General features: G+C 68.4%; 12 protein-coding genes and 1 pseudogene. 9 read left to right on the top strand and 4 right to left on the bottom strand.

What is annotated here, in order from left to right; translation table 11 throughout:
• Positions 1–153 precede the first annotated feature (153 nt).
• Positions 154–2,577 (bottom strand): hypothetical protein, encoded by a 2,424-nt coding sequence (locus tag AB0917_RS19085; protein WP_366820745.1) that lies wholly within the window; start codon positions 2,575–2,577, stop codon positions 154–156.
• A 618-nt stretch (positions 2,578–3,195) separates the two neighbouring features.
• Between AB0917_RS19085 and AB0917_RS19090 the strand changes: the two genes are divergently transcribed.
• Together AB0917_RS19090 and AB0917_RS19095 are read left to right on the top strand one after the other, a co-directional pair.
• Positions 3,196–3,546 (top strand): hypothetical protein, encoded by a 351-nt coding sequence (locus tag AB0917_RS19090; protein ID WP_366820746.1) that lies wholly within the window; start codon positions 3,196–3,198, stop codon positions 3,544–3,546.
• A gap of 248 nt (positions 3,547–3,794) precedes the next feature.
• Positions 3,795–4,040: a hypothetical protein gene (locus AB0917_RS19095; protein WP_030815810.1), complete on the top strand. Its 246-nt coding sequence runs from the start codon at positions 3,795–3,797 to the stop codon at positions 4,038–4,040.
• 361 nt (positions 4,041–4,401) lie between these two features.
• Here AB0917_RS19095 and AB0917_RS19100 read toward each other — a convergent pair whose 3' ends face one another.
• Entirely contained in the window at positions 4,402–5,073 is a 672-nt protein-coding gene (locus tag AB0917_RS19100; RefSeq protein WP_366820748.1) for an HNH endonuclease family protein, read from the bottom strand.
• A 309-nt stretch (positions 5,074–5,382) separates the two neighbouring features.
• Here AB0917_RS19100 and AB0917_RS19105 point away from each other — a divergent pair, with 309 nt between their 5' ends.
• From AB0917_RS19105 to AB0917_RS19130, 6 genes are all read left to right on the top strand, one after another.
• Positions 5,383–6,318: a Ku protein gene (locus tag AB0917_RS19105; RefSeq protein WP_366820749.1), complete on the top strand. Its 936-nt coding sequence runs from the start codon at positions 5,383–5,385 to the stop codon at positions 6,316–6,318.
• Positions 6,319–6,370: 52 nt separating this feature from the next.
• On the top strand, positions 6,371–7,303 hold the full coding sequence (gene ligD / locus AB0917_RS19110) for a non-homologous end-joining DNA ligase (protein ID WP_366820751.1): 933 nt from the start codon (positions 6,371–6,373) through the stop codon (positions 7,301–7,303).
• 168 nt (positions 7,304–7,471) lie between these two features.
• Positions 7,472–10,924 (top strand): DNA polymerase III subunit alpha, encoded by a 3,453-nt coding sequence (gene dnaE, locus AB0917_RS19115; protein WP_366820752.1) that lies wholly within the window; start codon positions 7,472–7,474, stop codon positions 10,922–10,924.
• Complete coding sequence (locus tag AB0917_RS19120; protein ID WP_366820755.1) at positions 10,921–11,934, top strand: helix-hairpin-helix domain-containing protein; 1,014 nt, start codon at positions 10,921–10,923, stop codon at positions 11,932–11,934. Before dnaE ends, AB0917_RS19120 begins: the two co-directional genes overlap by 4 nt.
• Positions 11,935–12,379: 445 nt before the next feature.
• Positions 12,380–12,709 (top strand): hypothetical protein, encoded by a 330-nt coding sequence (locus AB0917_RS19125; protein ID WP_366820757.1) that lies wholly within the window; start codon positions 12,380–12,382, stop codon positions 12,707–12,709.
• 676 nt (positions 12,710–13,385) lie between these two features.
• Positions 13,386–13,760, top strand: a complete 375-nt coding sequence (locus tag AB0917_RS19130) for a DUF6193 family natural product biosynthesis protein (protein WP_366820759.1) — start codon at positions 13,386–13,388, stop codon at positions 13,758–13,760.
• 169 nt (positions 13,761–13,929) lie between these two features.
• On the opposite strand, the gene AB0917_RS19135 is transcribed toward AB0917_RS19130, so the two are convergent.
• The gene (locus tag AB0917_RS19135; protein WP_366820761.1) at positions 13,930–15,042 is read right to left on the bottom strand and encodes a ParB/RepB/Spo0J family partition protein; all 1,113 of its coding nucleotides are present in this window, start codon (positions 15,040–15,042) and stop codon (positions 13,930–13,932) included.
• Positions 15,039–16,283, bottom strand: coding sequence for a ParA family protein (locus AB0917_RS19140; RefSeq protein ID WP_366820762.1), 1,245 nt, complete (start codon positions 16,281–16,283; stop codon positions 15,039–15,041). Before AB0917_RS19140 ends, AB0917_RS19135 begins: the two co-directional genes overlap by 4 nt.
• Before the next feature lie 682 nt (positions 16,284–16,965).
• Between AB0917_RS19140 and AB0917_RS19145 the strand changes: the two are divergent.
• A pseudogene (locus AB0917_RS19145) lies at positions 16,966–18,356 on the top strand (LamG domain protein jellyroll fold domain protein); the annotation flags it as partial.

Here is an 18,356-nt window from a genome sequence, read left to right on the forward strand (position 1 = left end):
GCTGCGACGGCGGCGGTAGGCGTTCGTGTCATGCCACCCCGAATCGTAGAGCTCTACCGATCGCCAACGGGCTATCTCCTCCGTACGTGGGCGTGCCGCTCCCAACGAGCCGTGCGGGTACTGCGCATCAGAGGGTTCCGGGGCCGTCTCCTTTCACCTCTCAGAGGCGGGCCGGCTCTCGTGACGGGGGCATGCCGCAGCCGATATAGGGATGTGGCTGCCGGGAGTCGGTCCGAGAGGCAGTGACCACGCCTTGCGGATGGTGTCGATCAGGGACCGGGCGCTGTAGGGCGATATCCCGAGTTCCTGGCGGGCGTCGGCCAGCCGTTCAGGATCGCCGTCCTGGCCGTGCTCGGCTGCCAGTTGCATGCGGCGTTCAAGTCCTTCGGTGCTGAAGATGTCGAGCAGGGTGAGGGAGAAGTATGCGTAGGCAGATGCCTCGTCGATCAGTTGGCGTGCGTCCTTGTTGAGATCGGAGTCGTCCGATGGCCGGTGGGATGAGTCGCCTGCGTTCACGGGATGTGGTTGGGGGCCGTCGGCGTAGAAGGCGAAGTGGTCCAGTGTGCGCAACACATCTGCTTCTACGCAGGGGCATGGGTCGCGCAGGTAGCTGCTGAGGGTGCGGAAGGAGGCCAGGATGCTGTTGTTGTCGTGCGTCCACTGCTGTTTGCTCAGCAGGGTCCGGAAGCCGGCGAAGGTTTCCGCGAGTTCTTCCAGGATGAGGTGACGGGAGATGTCTGTGAGTTCGTAGGACTGGGCCTTCTCCTGTGTCTCGCGGAGCTGCAGTCCGTAGCGGAGCAGGTCGCGCAGGATTCCGCCGGACAGAGCGTGTGCGAGCAGGATGTGGGGGTCTTTCAGGGTCTGGGAGCGTTTGGTGAGGATGGTGCGTGAGTCGCTGAGGGTGCTCGGTTGGACGTGGATGATGTCGTCCAGGGAGCTGTCGGTGGCGTCCCGGTGTGGCAGGCCTCTGCGGACGAAGGCGGCTCCGACGTCTTCGGCAACGGAGATCAGGTAGTGGACCAGGGGAACCCCCAGGATGGCTTTGATCTCTCGGAGGAACGCCAGGGCATCGGTGTCCGCGCCCAGGCGGTCCACTTCGTCGATGGCGATCACGACGGTCTTGCCCGCCTCGGTTCTCTCGATGGCGATGCACCTGAGCAGGTCGCGGAATTCTGCGACAAGTTCCGGGTAGTTCGGGGGGACTGTGGAGACGGACGCGGAGTGGTTCGTGCCCAGACTCATGATTTGGGCAGTGCCTCCGGTGGTCAGCCCGTGGGTGGCCTGCTGGATCGTCTGCAGGCGGTAGAGGTGGTTCTGGCAGCGCGTGACCAGTTCGGGTTCCTCCTCCTGCGGGCGCCAGTCCCCTGCCTTTGACATCAGGACTCCGGCGATGACGCCTGCCAGCCGCAGCGGGTTATCCGGGTCCGCGAGAAGGGATCGTGTCTGCGGGTTGTCGATGAGCAAGAGCAGCAGGCAGATCCCGGCAAGGGCGGCGGGAGGACGGAAGACGCTCTCCAAAGAGATGCGCCACCGTCCGAGGGGGAGCTCGACCTCGGAATCACGGGCGACACGCAAGGCCCACCACACAACCAGCAGCACGCCTGCATAGGCGAGGGTCTTGTAGAAGGTCTCGGCCTGGGTGTTGTGGAGGTGCCGGACCTGCTGGCGGATCTGTTCGTCCAGCAGGACCGTGGCGGCGGATGCGCACGCCAGGAGCAGGCCTACGGGTCTGATGCCGCGCATCCACAGGCGGCCCAGTGTGCGCGGTAGCCAGGCTGCGTGCCTCGATCGCCACCAGACGATCCCGGCGATCGTGACAGTCAAACTCGCGATGGCTGTGTGGCCCTGCCAGATTGCCGTCATGTCGTCGCGTATCGCGTTGGTGAAGGTGCGCACGGCGTCGGCTACAGACGGGGCGTATTGCTCGTACAGAGAGTGCACCGGGGCGGACAGGCCTAGCATCACCAAGGCGGCGGCGGGCACGGCGAAGGAACTCCATCGGCTCAGCCGCTTTACCCGGAGCCGCACACGCCGCAGCAGCCGGCGTGCCGGCGACAGTCGCGCGAAGCTGGTGGGTTCGTAGCCCTGACCGCGCATGTACTTCTCGCACAGCTGCACCGACAGTGACAGCAGGAAGTCGTGAGGTGCGTAGGTGGCCGGCGCTTGGACGATCACGCCGAAGCCGGCCTTTTCGACGCACTGCTCCAGAAGCGTCGTTTTACCTGCACCTCGTGGCCCGCAGACGGCGATGGTGCCGTCCTCAAGATGCGACAGCTTGCCCTCCAGCTGCCTCCGAGCCACGTTCTCAACGATGTAACCCGGGGACCGGGGCGCTCGCAGGCCCCATTCGTAGTCGTCAGGGATGAAGAGAGAATCAGGGTCGTCACCCAGCAGGTGGCGGACAAGATCGGCCACCACGGGCTTGGTCCCTTCCTCCTGCAGATCCTCACCCCACCGAGCGGCGCACGCCCCTACCTCTATGCGCTGAACCAGCCAGCCGACCCCCAGTCCCGCAGCGATCAGGCACTGTCTCAGGTCGGTCCACGCCGAGGAGCCACGCCAGGACAGCGTGATCATCGTGACGGCTGCTACCAGAGCCGCTAGGAGCAGGACGAAAGGGCCCCCGAAGATCAACAGCGCTAGGACACTGAGAAGGATCAGGGAGCAGGCCACCCGCCAGTCCCACTGCGTCGCACGCGCCGCTCTCTCGTGCTTCTCCCGAGCCTGATCCAGTGCCTCAATCGCTCTGTCGAAGGCGGGCGATGGGCAGCGGATGGTGGTGTACCGGCGATACCGCGCTCTCCTCATGTGCCGCAGGACGGCACCGCGGTCTACCCCGTCGCGTACATCAAGCAGTCGCTCCGTCTCGTGCGCGTTAAGTGCGGCCAGCACGCACCGGTGATAGATCTCCCCCTTGGCGTCACCACTGCGAAAGTCGAGGGCTCTCGCTCCCCACAACTCCAGCCACGCCCGAAACCGCATCCGCTCGCCTTCCCCCGAGTTCAGAACCTGCGGATGCTAACCCTGAGGCCTCTGCGCCGGGGAGCGTTCCGTCGAAGGTGGCTACTTCGCGCGCTCGCTGCGGTCGACGACAGAAGTCGGGCACCCTCGGCACCACGTCCGATCGGGTGGCGCGTCCATAGGTTCTCGGCGCGCATCACGCATCCCAAATTCGAACAACCGTACTATTAAGTTGTGACCACGTACGACTTCCCCCAAGACCTCCGCGACGCCCAGCTCGCCCTCCACCAGACCTGTGCCGCGTACCAGGAGTTCGCCCGTTCTCTGCCGTGGTCGGCGGAACCCTTGCCCGGCTGGGAGGCCGAGAAGCAGCTGCACTCCGGCTTCCGGTCCGCGAAGCCGGACAGCCCCGGCTACACCGAGGAGCAGCATGCTGAGGTGGCGCGGTTCCGGGCCGAGCTGTTGGAGCTGAGCATCACCGTGTCGACGCACACGTTCTGGGAGCAGGTGGAGCAGGGCCAGGTCGTCGATGCGCGGATGCGGCTGAAGCACCAGCACGAGGCCCACGAAACGGAGGCGGCCTGACCCTCGTGCCTGACTGCTCCACCGCGGCTGCGGCCTCTTCGACAACGCAGCTGCACTCATGCCGCGGTGTGAGCACCGGAGACAGGGCGGGCTTGCTCGGTCGTACGAATGGAACGTCTACCGGGCGCCAGGGAACGTCTCTGCCCGCCTGTAGAGGGGCGGGGGCATGGACCAAGATCCGAGATGCGGGACATGTGTCCGGAGGCGACGGTGGACGGAGACAGTATCCCTGCATCGACTGGAGTGTCATGATCGTCAAGATGTTGCACGAGAAGGGCCTGAAAGCCGAGCACGCCTACACCGCGGCATTCGCCTCGATCGGCTTGTCTGTCGTCTCCTGGTGCGGATCGATGAAAGTCGAGCCGGCCGGCACCGCGCGGGCCGACCGGTGGGGCATCTTCGTCGGCGAATGGGCTCCGACCTTCTTCGCCCTCGGCCTCGCCCTGGCGAATTACGAACGCGACCACGACCTGCTCCACCCCATCACCCACTAACCCCAGCCCCCGATCCCCCGGAACTGGTGTCCCGGCCGCGGTACGCCCGCCTGGACGGAACGGGACAGTACGGCACGGGGGGGGGATGCGAGCTATCCGGACCGGCACGAGCATCGAAGTGGCGGGCAACAGACCGGGCCGCGCCTATCCAGGAGGGCCTGGTCCGCTGCCCCTTCCGGCGCCGCCAGAGGGCCCGCCTGCTGCTGACCACCACCGCGTCCGCCGGGGCCCCGACTGTTTGGTCCGGCCCGGCCCGTCACTCAGTCGAGGCCAGCGCCCGCCATGACCGCGAGCTTCCCACCCAGGACGAATCCGCTTTACGGCCGTCGAGCAGCCACAGTCGCCGAGGCAGCGGGCGGAATCAGGCAGCCGGTGTGTAGCGGACGATGGTGTCCTCGCACGGGCCTTCGGCGAACACCTTCAGCGCTTCGAGTTCGCGGTCGTCGGCGGTGAGTTGCCAGCGGAGCTTGGTCGACACCCACTCACCTACGTACCGGCACTGTGCCTCCGGGGACGGCGGCATCCAGTCGGCCGGGTCTTGGTCCGACTTCTGCCGGTTGGTGCGTGCGGTCACCGCGACGAGAGAGATCTCCGACCCCTGGTCGTTCGCGTACGCCTCACGCCGCGTCGCGGTCCAGGTTGAGGCGCCGGAGTCCCAGGCTTCGGCGAGCGGGACCAGGTGGTCGATGTCCAACGCACCGGCGTTGGTGACCTCCTGGCCGTCGTAGTACGAGCGCCAGGTGCCTCCGGTCAGCTTGCAGCCGGCCTGGACCGTCGGCGCGACGACCGCCTCGGCGATGAGGACTTCGTTGCGGGTGTGGCACCCGTCGGAGGTTTCCTCGCCGGAGTTCCAGTGCTTGAACTTGCTGCGGGTGTATCCGGTGCGGTCCTCCTCCGTGATCTTCACCAGGCCGACGGCGTCGGCCAGCGTCGTCACTTCGGGTGCGGGGGCGGCCTGCGCGGCGGGAGCCGAGAGGAGAGGAATGAGGGCGAGGGAGAGCGCGCTGAGTCCGCGCACGATGTTCTTGATCACTACCGCTGTGTACCGGCCCCGCCCACCCGTGGCGAAGGCCGCGGCCCCCGGGGTCACCCGCGGGCCGCGGCCCCCGGGGTCACCCGCGCGGGCGAGAAGGTTCACCGCAGGAACGCTTCCGCTGTCCGGCGCTCACTCGGGCGCCGGGACGCGGGCCGATCGTCTGCTGTCGGTGCTGGGGTGGAGATGCAGGCTCCCCTGCACAGCGTGAGGATCAGGAGTACGACGTAGCCAGCCCGGGCTTCCGACCGGGCGTTCCCGGCCCTTCCCTCGCCGAGCAGCGGCGCAGGGGCCCTGGAGGTGGAAGAGATGCCGCGACCGTTGTGGGCCGGTGCTATCAGCTTCGGGCTGGTCACGATTCCCGTGAAGATCGTGTCCGCGACCGAGGACCACGACGTCCACTTCCACCGGGTGCACCTGGCGGACATGGGCCGTGTGCGGACGCGGAAGGTCTGCGAGCTCGACGACGAGGTCGTGTCCCAGGACGAGATCGGCAAGGGCTACCAGATCGCGAAGGACCAAACAGTCCCCGTGACCGACAAGGAACTCGAGCAGATGCCGCTGCCGACGGCGAAGGCGATCGAGATCGCCGCGTTCGTCGACGCCGACACGATCGACCCGGTCCGCATCAGCGACTCCTACTACCTGGCCGCCGACGGACAGGTCGCCGCCAAGCCCTACACCCTGCTGCGCAAAGCCCTGGAGCGGTCCTCGAAGGTGGCGGTGGCGAAGTTCGCGTGGCACGGCCGTGAGCGCCTGGGCCTGCTGCGGATCCGGGAAGGCGCGATCGTGCTGCACTCCATGAAGTGGCCCGACGAGGTCCGCAACCCCGACGAACTCGCCCCGCGCGAGGTCGAGGTCAGCGAGGAGGAGATCGAGCAGGCGCTCCAGCTGGCCGAAGGGATGACGATCGAGGACCTGTCCGGTTTCCACGACGAGTACCGCGAGGCGTTGGAGGACATCATCGCGGCGAAGGCGGAGGGCAAGCCCGTTCCCGCCCTGGCCGAGGACGGGAAGCAGGAGAAGGGCGAGGTCGTGGACCTGATGGCCGCCCTGAACGCGTCCGTCAAGGCCGCGAAGGAATCCCGCGGTGAGGATGGCGAGGACGCCACCGTGCACGAGATGCGGCCGTCGAAGAAGACCTCCCGGAAGACACCGGCGAAGAAGACGGCCGCGTCGAAGAAGTCCACGGCGTCGAAGAAGCCGGCGAAGAAGTCGGCCGCGAAGAAGCGCAGTGCCTCCTGACCCTCCTCCTGCTGCTGCTGCTGCGGGTGCCGTGCTGCCGAGGATCGAGCCGATGCTCGCAACGCCCGGCCCGCTGCCGCTGGCGGGGGTGGAGGACCGGTGGGCGTTCGAGGTGAAGCAGGACGGCCAGCGGGCCATGGTCTACCTGCCGGGCGACGGCACCATCCTCTTGCGCGCACGTTCAGGTACGGACATCACCGCCGCCTACCCCGAACTCCTCCCGCTCGCCGACGCCCTCGGATCGCGGAGCGCTGTGCTGGACGGGGAGATCGTCGCGCTCGACGAGCAGGGCCACAGCGACTTCGAGCGCCTCCAGCAGAGGATGGGCCTCGCCGGCTCACCCGCGAAGGCGGCGCGCATGGCGGGCCGGGTGCCCGCGCACCTGATGCTCTTCGACGTCGTCCACCTCTACGGCCGGCTCCTGACCCAACTGCCGTACGCGGAGCGGCGGGGACTACTGGAAGGTCTCGGGCTGGCCGGGCCCGCCTGGTCGACACCCGCGGCAATCACCGGACATGGCGCAGAGGCGTGGGAGATGGCCCGGGGCGCCGGGCTGGAGGGGCTGATCGCGAAGCGGCTCACCTCCCGGTACGAGCCCGGGGCACGCTCGAAGGCCTGGGTGAAGATCAAGGTGCACCGGCTCGCCGATGTCGTGATCGGCGGGTGGGTCCCCGGACGGGGCCAGCTGACCGGCCTGCCCGGTGCCGTCCTGATCGGCGAGCGGCACGACGGGCTGCTGCACTACGCGGGCAGCGTCGGCACCGGCTGGAGCCAAGCCGAACGCACCCGTCTCGCCGAACTCCTCCAGGACGCGGCCGCCGCCGTCTGCCCCTTCGCGCAGGTCCCGCCGGTGGCCGGGGCCCGGTGGGTACTCCCCCAGCTCGTCGGCGAGGTCCGCTACACCTCCCGCACCCGTGCCGGACGCCTGCGCCACCCCTCCTGGCACCGACTACGCCCCGACCTCACACCCGACGACCTGACCTGAGGTGCGCTGGAGCCGGGCCGCTCCATGCGTCGTGCGCGCACATCGTGCACCGACTCTGCTGGCTGAAATTCACGAGCCTTCAACTCGCATGTTCGAATTAATGTTCGATACAGTCGATGGAGAAGCGTTCGATTAGTAAAACTTTGGGGGTTATGGGCGGAGGGTGTCGTGCGGGAAAGCATCCCTCACCTGCATGTCAGCAGTGGGTTTTCGGCCCGCTACGGTGCCTCGCATCCCTTTGACCTCGTCGCCCGGGCGTCCGAGCGCGGGATCGGGGTGCTGGCGCTGACCGACCGCGACATGGTCACCGGCACGGTGCGCTTCGCGAAGGCGGCCACGGCCGCCGGCGTGAAGCCGTTGTTCGGCGTCGACCTCGGCACCGCCCCTCATGTGCCCTCGGCCAAGACCCGCCGCCGGACCCCGGTGCGCGGCGGGGCCCATGTAGCAGAGGCACCATTCCGGGCGACGTTCCTGGCCCGGAACGCGGGCGGGTGGGCACGGCTGTGCCGGATGGTGTCCGCCGTGCACGCGGAGGCCTTCGCTGCGGGTGCGCCGCCGGCGGCTTCGTGGGAGGTGCTCGGCCGGTACGCGGGTGAGGGGCTGGTGGTGCTGCTTGGCCCGGTCTCGGAGCCGCTGCGGGCGCTCGCCGGTGGTCGCCCGGATATCGCCGAACGGCTCCTGGCGCCGTGGCAGGAGACCGTCGGTGGCGGGCTGCGGCTGGAGATCGTGTGCTGGGGCCGGTCCGGCACCGGCCCGGGATCGATACGCCTTGCGGCGCACACCCTGGCGCTCGCCGACCGCCTCGGTATCCCCGCGGTGTTGACCAACGCCGTACGGTACGCCGACCAGTCCCAGCACCGGGTCGCGGACGTGCTGGACGCGGCCCGCCTCCTGCGGCCCGTCGACCGGCGGCGGCTGGACTGCGGGGAACGCTGGCTCAAGGACGGGCCCGCGATGACCGAGATCGCGGAACGGGTGGCGGCCGCCGCCGGGGGCGGCCGGGCGCGGGCCGTGCAGCTGATCGCGGACACCGTGGGCGTCGCGGAGGCGTGCGAGGTCGATCCGGTGAGGGATCTGGGGCTCGGCGTGCCGCACTTCCCCGAGCCGTCCGTGGTCGGCGCGGAGGCGGGTGCGAACGGGGCGATGCGGCTGCTGCGGCAGCGGTGCGAGAGCGGCATGGCCGCCCGCGGCCTCGACCGGGACCGCCGCTCGATGGACCAGCTCGACTACGAGCTCGGCGTGATCGGCCGGCTGCACTACGAGCCGTACTTCCTCGCCGTGGCCCAGGTCGTCGCGGACGTGCGGGACATGGGCATCCGGGTCGCCGCCCGCGGTTCCGGCGCCGGCTCCATGGTCAACCACTCGCTTTTCGTCGCCACCGCGAACCCGCTGGAGCACAACCTGCTCTTCGAGCGGTTCCTGTCCGAGCGCCGCTCCTCGCTGCCGGACATCGACATCGACGTGGAGTCCGCGCGCCGGCTGGAGGTCTACGACAAGATCATCGACCGGTTCGGGCGGGAGCGGGTGGCGGTCACCGGGATGCCCGAGACCTACCGGGCCCGGCACGCCCTGCGGGACACCGGCCTCGCCCTCGGGATCGCCCCGGCCACCGTGGACCGGATCGCGAAGTCGTTCCCGCACATCCGGGCCTGCGACATCCGCTCCGCGCTGTCCGAGCTGCCCGAGCTGCGGGAGCTCGCGGCCGAGGCCGGGCGGTACGGGCCGCTGTGGGAACTCGCCGAAGGGCTGGACGCTCTGCCGCGCGGGATCGCGATGCACCCGTGCGGCGTGATCCTCTCCAACACCAGCCTGCTGGACCGGCTACCGGTCCAGCCCACCCCCGGTGGCGAGTACCCCATGCTCCAGGCCGACAAGGAGGACGTCGAAGACCTCGGCCTGCTCAAGCTCGACGTCCTCGGCGTGCGGATGCAGTCGGCGATGGCGCACGCCGTCACCGAGATCCGCCGCACCACCGGCCGGGCGATCGACCTCGACAACCCCGACCACGTCCCCCTGGACGACCGGTTCGCCTTCGCTCTCATCCAGGCCTCGGACACGGTGGGGATGTTCCAGCTGGAGTCCCCCGGCCAGCAGGACCTGGTCGGCCGGCTCCAGCCCCGCGGCCCGCAGGACGTCATCGCCGACATCTCGCTGTTCCGCCCGGGGCCCGTGCAGGGCGGGATGCCCGCCCTCTATATCGCCGCCCGCCACGGCGCCGCACCCGCGTACCCGCACCCGGACCTGGAGCCGGTCCTGCGCGATACGTACGGGGTGACGATCTGGCACGAGCAGATCATCGACATCCTCGCGGTCATGACCGGCTGCGACCGCGCCCTGGGCGAAGTAGCCCGCCGCGCCCTCAGCGACAAGGAGCGGCTGCCGAAGGTCGAGGCTTGGTTCCGGCAGCAGGCCGGGGCCCGCGGGTACAGCCCGGCGGTGCTCGACGAGGTCTGGGACGTCGTCTCCTCCTTCGGCGCGTACGGATTCTGCCGCGCGCACGCCGTCGCGTTCGCCGTGCCCGCGCTCCAGTCCGCCTGGCTCAAGGCCCACCACCCCGCCGCGCTCTACGCCGGGCTGCTGGAGCACGACCCGGGCATGTGGCCGGCCCGGGTCATCGTCGCCGACGCCCGCCGCCACGACGTCCCCGTCCTGCCCGTCGACATCAACACCTCCCAAGCCCAGTACGCCGTCGAGCGGACCGGATCGGGGTGGGGTGTAAGGATCTCCCTGTCCACGGTCCACGGCATCTCCGACGACGAGGTCGCCCGGATCACCGCAGGCCAGCCCTACACCTCCCTCCAGGACTTCTACGCCCGCGCCCACCCCAAGCTCCCCACCGTCGAACGCCTCATCAGCATCGGCGCCCTCGACCAGATAAAGGGCGAAGCAACACGGCGGGACCTACTGCTCCAGGCAGCCGAGATCCACCGTCAGGCCCGTACCCGGCCGGGGGCCGGGCAGCTGCCGCTCGCCTCCACCCCGCTCGCCGCCGGGTCGTCAGGGCTGCGGGAGATGACCGCCCGCGAACGCCTGGACGCCGAGCTCGGCGTCCTCAAGATCGACGTCTCCCGGCACCTCATGGAGGACCACCACCGCCTCCTGCGCGAGATCGGCGCCACTGACTCGAAGCACCTGCGGGCGATGCACCCCGGACAGCGCGTCCTGGTCGCCGGCGTCCGCGCCTCCACCCAGACCCCGCCCATCGCCTCAGGCAAACGGATCATCTTCGTCACCCTCGAAGACGGCTCCGGTCTCGTCGACCTCGCCTTCTTCGAGGACTCCCACGAACGCTGCGCGCACACCGTCTTCCACCACGGCCTGCTCCTCGTACGCGGCACCGTCGAAGCCCGCGGCCCCCGACGCACCGTCGTCGGAGAGATGGCCTGGGACCTCGACCAGCTCGCGACCGCCCGCGCCACCCACGGACCCCAGGCCGTCCTCGACCTCCTCGGCCAAGACCCCTCCCCCACACCCGCCCAACCCGCACCCGCGCCCGCTCGGACGATTCCCGACGGCACCGCGGGCGCCCGCCTGCACCCCTGGAGCGACCTCCAGCCCGCCGGAACCCGCTCGGCCGACCTCACCCGCCTCGGCCACAAAAGCCCCGGGAGCCCAGGATGAACACCACCAGGTCGCGGCCGCGCGCGATCCTGCGGATCCACTTCCACCCCGCCGAACGGACCGACGAGCTGTACGGGCAGCTGCTCACGGTCGTCGACGGGATCACCTCCCGTGTCGAGCCCCAGCCCGCCGACTGGTCCGCATACGTCGACCTCACCGGCGCCCTGACCTACTGGGGCCGGGACGTCGAGGGCCTGGTCGCCGTGCTCCGGCTGCGGCTGCTCGCCCTCCACGGCGTCCAGTGCTCCGCCGGGGCCGGCCCCACCCGCTCCATCGCGGCCATGGCCGCCGACATCACCCCGCCGGGAGCCGCAACCGTGGTCCAGGACGACCCGTACGAGATCGCCGCGTTCCTGCGCACCAAACCGGCCTCCGCCCTCCCCGGCATCGGACCCAAGACTGCCCGCACCCTCGCTCGCTACGGCATCACCAGTGTCGGCGACATCGCCGACACTCAGCTCTCCACCCTCCAGCGCATCCTCGGGACTACCGCGGCACGGCTGGCATCCGAACGGGCCCACGGGATCGACGAACGCGCAGTCGTCCCGGGAGCAGCCCCCAGAAGCATGAGCGCCGGTCACCGCTTCGACCGCGACGAACTCGACTCCGACCGGCACCAGCGCGCGGTGCTCGGCCTGGTCCAGGAGCTCGGCGGCCGACTGCGCACGAGCGGCGAGATCGCCCAGGCGCTCACGCTCACCGTCACCTACGCCGACCGCACCCAGACCACCCGAAACCGCAGCCTCACCGAACCCACCGCCCACACCCCCGCACTGGCGACCACTGCCCACGAACTCCTCACTGGCCTCGGCCTCCAGCGCGCCCGCGTCCGCGCCCTCGCCCTGCGCGCAGAACGCCTCCGGCCCGCCGAGGACACTGTCCACCAGCTCACTCTCGATCAGCGCGACGACAAGCTCCGCCGTCTCGAAACCGCGCTCGACAAGGCCGCGACCCGCTACGGCTCCGGCGTCGCCGGAGCTGCCTCGACCTTCCCCGGGCCGGGTATCTGAGGACCTTCCCCGGGCCGGGACGGCGGTGGGTGGCGAACACCGGGCCCCGGGTGCGGTCCTTGAGGAGTTGAGGCAGGAGCAGGGCGGTGCCCGTGTCCCAGGTGACGGTCTCCGGCTCGAAGTCCTCCTGCCCGTGCCCTCACTGCCCGCTCCTGCCCGGTCACCCTTGGGCTGGAGCGGGCAGCGAGGTCGAGGTCCTCGATGTTCACTCCGAGGACCTCCTCGGAGCTAGCGCAGGTCTCGTGGAGCATCCGCCACAGCCTCCGCTCCGCTGGGCATCAGGGGGAACATCGAGCATCGCGAATGAGCTGCCTCAGGACCACTGACTGAGAGGTGGCCGCTCTGGGCGGTTCAGAGTGTCGATCGCGACGCTGGTGGTGAGGCAACGCGGTGTTCTTGCCGGGACAGACTGCGCGGCCATGCGGAGCTGGGAGAGGACCCCGACATGGCACGCAATCAACAACCGCGACGGGCGGACCAAGCTCAGACCCGGCTCACACCCCAAGGCCGTGAGAAGCTCCGGGCAGTTGTCTTCGACGCCAACGCGTATGGACACGCGCGGCCGGACTTTGATCAGCTCGGACGCTGGGCAAAGCGTCTTGCTGGCATGGAGATCGAGACGTGGGTGCCGGAGCCCGTCGCCTGGGAATGGGCGGAACATCTTGTTCGCGACTGGGAGTTCGTGAACAGCCAACCCGGAACCAACGCAAGCAGCTGCAGAGCGCAGGCCTCGAAGTACCAGCGCCATCTGGGTACGCGTCTCGCGACGACGTGATCGCCACGGTGCTGGCGAACCTCTCCGCCATCCCTCACGTGAGAGTCATCGCGCTCACGGGCCCCAGCGCAGTCGAAGGGCTGAAGGACCAGATTCTCCAGCGCCCCCCGGCGAAGACCAAGGGAGGCAGCGACCCAACGACGGGCACTAAGACGGGCGCGAGCGACAGCGCCTGGTTACGTGACGTCCTCCAACTCGCAGATCCAGAAGAGTTCCTGATCGTCACCGGCGACAAAGATGTCCCCGCTGCGTTCAAGGCATGGGGCATGCCCGTTCCCCATATTCGGCCACTGAAAGAGAGCTGCATCCCACGCTTCGGTGTCGCGCTCTCCTGCCCGCTGGTGCCCGATCGTCAGTGCCGACGCGCCCCGTCACCGTCACGTTCGACTGTTGGGTTGACCGGATCCTCAATGATGGCGGCGAGGCCGGCCGGGCCGGTCTCCGCGAGCGGTACTCCGTACTTCCCCAGCTGTCACCGACTCAGAGCACGTCATTACGGCGTAATAATTCCGCAGAGAAGGCGAAGCCTGGCATCCAGGCTCTGCCGAGATGACCATCTCACCAAGAGCTGAGCAGCTACAGCAAAGTTTGACCCACGCGGGAACGTCTCGTCCGGGCTCAGCCATCCCGATGAGACGGGTTGTGATGACCTGTCTCGGGGCGTCATGATCGCGGGATGGCTGAGGAGACCCTGCTCGAGAGGACGTGGCGCGAGATAGTGGACAGGCTTCCCGGCGCGCGGAGGGGTGAGCCCGCAGTGATAGCGGCTGCCTACGCCGAACCTCGGCTGCGGGCCCTGTTCCCGTTTCCCAGCCATGGGGCGCTCACCTTTCACCGGAATACGGAGTTCCCGTGGAGCAACGACCTGCCGTTCATCGTGGGCGACGTGCAAGCGTGCACCGTGTATGCACCCCTGCACGCGTCGAAGCGCGTCCTGGGGGAATCGCTCACCCCGCAAGAGGCGGCCGCGTTGGTGGTGGCCCACCTGCCTGACAACTGCGGGCCAGCTTTCGAAGGGCCGTGGCCCCGCCGGGGAAACCTCACTGATTGAGCAAGCCGCAGAGCGTTCCTGCCGGTCCGGTCATACGCGGCTGATGCGGCTCCGAGACGGGTGACGGGCTCTCAGCGAGTAGTCGCGTGAACCAGACGTAGATGGCGGGCCCCCCATCGGTGGAGCCCGCCATCTGCCGTGCGCTGAGTCCTTCGCCGCCGTGCGGCGGCTACGTCCCCGTGCGCAGGCCTGTCGCGATCTGCTGGAGGATATCTGCGAGCGAGTTTCGCGCATCGGCAGGAAGGTCTCCTCGCATATCCGCTGTGACGGCCTCAACCCCAGCGCTCCGCTGGAAGTAGCGGAGGATGAATGCGCTCCGCTGCTCGGCGTTGAGTTGGGCGAACGCAGCGTCCATGAGTGCCTCGCCCCTCTGCCGGGACTGTGCGGAGGAAGACACCTCCTCGCTGTCGACGGCCCCTGCATCCGCGTTTGAGGATTCGTTTGCGACGTTTCCAGCATCCACAGGGTCATCGCTGCCGGAGGCGGGCTTCATTACGGCGTAATGATCCTGAGCCGGGGGAGCGGGAGCCGGAATGGCCGGAGGCTTCGGCGCTGCCTTCCTCCGTGGAGCCGCCTGTTCCTTCGCTTTGAGCTGGCGGAGGTGCGCTTCCTGCTCTTCTGGCTTCTTCTTTCCCACACGCCGCAACAGTGCTGCGGACTCCTCGCCGGATTGCAGCTTCTCCTTCAGCTCCGGCGTCAGGCCGAGCAGGGCCAGGCGCTGTGACACCCATCCTTGGGAGCGGTGGAGGCGGGCGGCGAGAGCGTCCTGGGTCTTGTGGATGGCAAGTAGTTGCTGGAGAACCTTCGCTTCGTCGAGGGGGTCAAGGTCCTGGCGGTGGACGTTCGCGACGAACGCGGACTCGAGGATCTCGTCGGGATTGCTGCCGAGTTCATCGTCCAGCATCACCTTGATCTCGGTGAGGCCTGCTTCGCGAGCGGCCGCGAGGCGTGTGTTGCCGTCGATGACGACGTACTTGGTTCCCTCCTCAAGGTCGTTCTTCCGGTCGGGGTTGCCCTCGAGGTAGGCGAACCGGCTCATGATGCTGATGGCGGTCTTCTGCCCGTGGTCGCGGAGGCTCGCTCCGAGGTCGGTCAGGTCACCCAGCTCTTCACGGGGGTTGGCCGGGTTGAGGCTGATGACGTCCACGGGGAGCTTGAGCGGTGGGGGAGCGCCGTCGGTGGGGGCGGTGGCGGCGGCTTCGATCGCGGCGCGACGGGCGCTGATGCCTCCCCTGGCTTGGCCGAAGGATGCGCTCGCGCGCAGGGTGTCTGCCTTGCTCATGAGATCTCCCTGGTGAGTGCGCGCATGCCGAGGGCCTGGTCGCAGCGGGGGGCGTAGGCGAGGAGGGGCCGCTTCAGACGGACGGCTTCTTTCTGTTCCTTGAGGTCTCCGATGACGCCGACGACCCGTGGGTCCTTTATGTCGATCCAGGACTGGAGGGAGGAGGTTGCGATGTAGCCGCGGCGGGCGTCGTAGTGGTTGACGACGATGCCGAGGTAGTCGAGTTCGAGGTGCATGTCGGCGCGGAGGTCCTCGATCTGGTGGGTGAGGAGTCCGTATGCGTCGGCGGAGCTGTCTTCGGCCTGGACGATGATGAGGATGCCGGAGTTGCCGGGGGCTTCTCCGTCGCGGCGGCGTCCGTAGTAGGCGGCTGCGTCCATGCTGAGGCCGAGGCTCGGGGGGCAGTCGATGATGATGACGTCGTAGTCGCCTTCGATCGTTCCGAGGACGCGTTCGAGGGCTGCTTCGCGGGCCCGGACGCTGGAGAGCTTCACGTCGAGGAGGAACGCGTCGGTGCACGCGGGCAGCAGATGCAGCCGGTCGCCGAAGCGCGGGTCCTCGATGGGAACGATGAGGTCCTTGAGGTCGCCCTTGGCTTCGCCGGCCATGTGCTTGGTGAGGGAGTCGCCCTCGATGGGCAGCGCGTCGTGACCGAGCTGGTTGGTGAGGTGGCACTGCGGGTCGAAGTCGACGAGGAGAACGCGGAGTCCGAGCCCGGGGAGGTCCTCGTAGTCGAGCGGGGAGGCAGGTTCCTTATCGGGCTCGACGAGGGCGGCGGCGAAGTGCTTGGAGATGCGAACGAGGTGCAGTTGATCGCTGTCCTCCGCGAAGGCTTCACCGACGCCGGCGGCGACCGCGGTCTTGCCTACGCCGCCCTTCTGGTTGCAGGTGATGATCCGCTTGGGGTGCTCCGGGCGGACGACACCGGGGGCGGGGTTGGTGTCGAGCCAGAACAGTACGGACTGCGTGAGCCCTTGGATGAGCGAAACCCCGCGGGAGGTACAGGCCTCGCGGAACTCGTCCCACTGGCCTGGCGGGAGGAAGGTGGCGAACGGCTTCGCGCCTCCTGTGTCGGCAGCGGGGAGGTTCGCTCCGAGCCGGCGCCACGCGGTGATGCCTGCTTCGACAGCATGCTGGATGTCGGTGCCGTGCTGGGCGGCGCGGACCTTCAGGGCTTGTTGCAGGGTGGGGGGCAGCTTGGAGACGACCTTCTCGCGGTCGCCTGCGTCAGACGAAGTCATGTGCATACCTTACTAACGTCATAGATCGACTTCAGCACCAACAAGTTAGTTAATACCCTGATGACCCCTCAGGGCGACAGTATTACGCCGTAATACCGCGGCCCCAAGCACTGAAGCCCCCGAGGAGCGAGCGGCAAGAGGCGCTGCGAGCCCCGCTGACGGCCCACGCTGGCCCAGCGTCCGATCACCCCGATTCCAGCCGAGCTCGATCGTCTGCACCCCCTTACAGGCGTTCACTTTTGCGTCAGAAATAGCATTTGCCGAGATCTTGGCCGCCCCCTCACGCGGACCTGGCCGAGGAGGCGCAGGGTGACTTTGGGGCGGATGACGGCGCCCCGGGCCGTGCAACTCTCGGCGCGCGGGACTTCGACCCGCTCGGCGCCAACGCCCGCGGGTGACGTCGCCGATTCCGCAACACGCTGAGGTGGTCGCCTGCGGCGCGGGCCAGGACGGTGACGGCTTCGAGGCGGCATCTCGACGCACGGCGACAGCGATTCCATCCCCTGCCCGCTCGCTGTCCAGTGACTTGATTTTGCCGTTGACCGATCACGGTCAATCTTGGTTTGATCATGCGTTCTTTGTGAAGTTCTTGTGAGGGGGGCTCGCTGTGCGCACGGGAGGGTGGTCGTTTCATGGGACGGCTACACGCAGGGGAAGACGAAGGTTCATCCGCTCAACTACGGTGGCCGTTCTGGCGACGACGCTGGTGACGATCGCCTCGGGCGTGCTGCCGGCATCGGCTGCCCAGGCCGGTTCGCTCCAGGACAAAGCTGCCGGTGCTGGACGGGAAGCCGCGGCGTCTGCGCGGACGGAGGAAGAGCGTCTGCTGCGGGAGGCCAAGAACTCGGGGCAACGCGTCGAGGTAACCGGTGACCGCACCGCTTACTCAACGGTGTTCGCCAACCCGGACGGGATGACATTCACGCTGGAGCACTCCACAGTGCCCGTGCGGGCGGCCAAGTCCGGCGGCTGGGTTGAGCCCGACACCACTTTGGTGCGTCGGGCAGACGGAGCTGTCGGTCCTGAGGCGTCCGCCGCTGCCATGTCCTTCTCCGGGGGAGGGAAGGCGAGACCTCTGGCCTCCATCGTCGACCAGGGGCGATCCTTGGCCGTTCACTGGCCCGACTCCCTGCCGGAACCGGTGCTAGAGGAATCCACCGCGCTCTATCGGGATGTCCTTCCCGATGTCGACCTGCGGGTCAACGCGACCGCGGAGAGCTTTCAGCACGTCCTGGTCGTGAAGACTCCGGAGGCGGCGAAGCACCCGCGGCTGGAAGAGCTGACGTTCGGTCTGCAAACGGAAGGGCTGGCCATCCGGAAGGGTGCGGCCGGGAATCTCATAGCCGTGGACGGCTCGGGTCGGACCGTGTTCCGCGCGCCACCAGCCCGGATGTGGGATTCCGGGGGTTCGGCCGACGCCGTGCAGGCAAGGTCATCCTCTCCGAGGGCGACGGCCGAAGCGGGCACTCGCGCCGGCAACGAGGCATCCGACTCGGGCAAGGGCGTCGAGCCCGGCCAGGGTGACAAGGTGGCCCGGATGGAGGTGCGCGTCGCGAAGGGCTCGTTGACGGTGGTGCCAGACGCCTCCATGCTGAGCCAGACCAAGCCGTCCGCGTTTCCGCTGTTCATCGACCCGCTCGTGACCTGGGGCGAGGCCGAGCGAACCTTGCTCCGTTCCGATGGGTATGAGTCCTACGGCTGGTCGAACGGTGACGACGGTCTGGGCAAGGGCGTCGGCAAATGCGGTACGTGGAAGGGCTATTACTGCGGTCCGGGATACGTCCAGCGTCTCTACTTCGAGTTCTCGCCCGCCAAGCTGAAGGGCAAGCACGTCCTCGACGCGACCTTCAAGGTCACCGAGCCCTGGGCCTTTCAGTGCAACCCGAGGTGGGTGGATCTGGTCCGCACCGACAACATCTCCGCGTCCACCACGTGGTCTTCACGCCCCAAGGAGCGGGACCTGATGGTCGACCGTCACGTTTCCGCGGGTCGGGGGGGGGGGGGGGGCCCCCCCCCCCCCCCCCCCCCCCGCCCGGGGGAAGACACAAAGCCCCCGTCCCACCAGAAACACAC

Origin of the sequence: Streptomyces sp. NPDC007346 (assembly GCF_040703535.1) — a bacterium.
GTDB lineage: Bacteria > Actinomycetota > Actinomycetes > Streptomycetales > Streptomycetaceae > Streptomyces.

Bases quoted from the DNA above. Each gene is read 5' to 3' on its own strand.
- AB0917_RS19130 (WP_366820759.1), top strand. From the start codon at position 13,386: ATGGCTGAGGAGACCCTGCTCGAGAGGACGTGGCGCGAGATAGTGGAC.
- AB0917_RS19125 (WP_366820757.1), top strand. From the start codon at position 12,380: ATGGCACGCAATCAACAACCGCGACGGGCGGACCAAGCTCAGACCCGG.
- AB0917_RS19140 (WP_366820762.1), bottom strand. From the start codon at position 16,283: ATGACTTCGTCTGACGCAGGCGACCGCGAGAAGGTCGTCTCCAAGCTG.
- ligD (WP_366820751.1), top strand. From the start codon at position 6,371: ATGCTCGCAACGCCCGGCCCGCTGCCGCTGGCGGGGGTGGAGGACCGG.
- AB0917_RS19095 (WP_030815810.1), top strand. From the start codon at position 3,795: ATGATCGTCAAGATGTTGCACGAGAAGGGCCTGAAAGCCGAGCACGCC.
- AB0917_RS19085 (WP_366820745.1), bottom strand. From the start codon at position 2,577: ATGATCACGCTGTCCTGGCGTGGCTCCTCGGCGTGGACCGACCTGAGA.
- AB0917_RS19105 (WP_366820749.1), top strand. From the start codon at position 5,383: ATGCCGCGACCGTTGTGGGCCGGTGCTATCAGCTTCGGGCTGGTCACG.
- AB0917_RS19120 (WP_366820755.1), top strand. From the start codon at position 10,921: ATGAACACCACCAGGTCGCGGCCGCGCGCGATCCTGCGGATCCACTTC.
- AB0917_RS19135 (WP_366820761.1), bottom strand. From the start codon at position 15,042: ATGAGCAAGGCAGACACCCTGCGCGCGAGCGCATCCTTCGGCCAAGCC.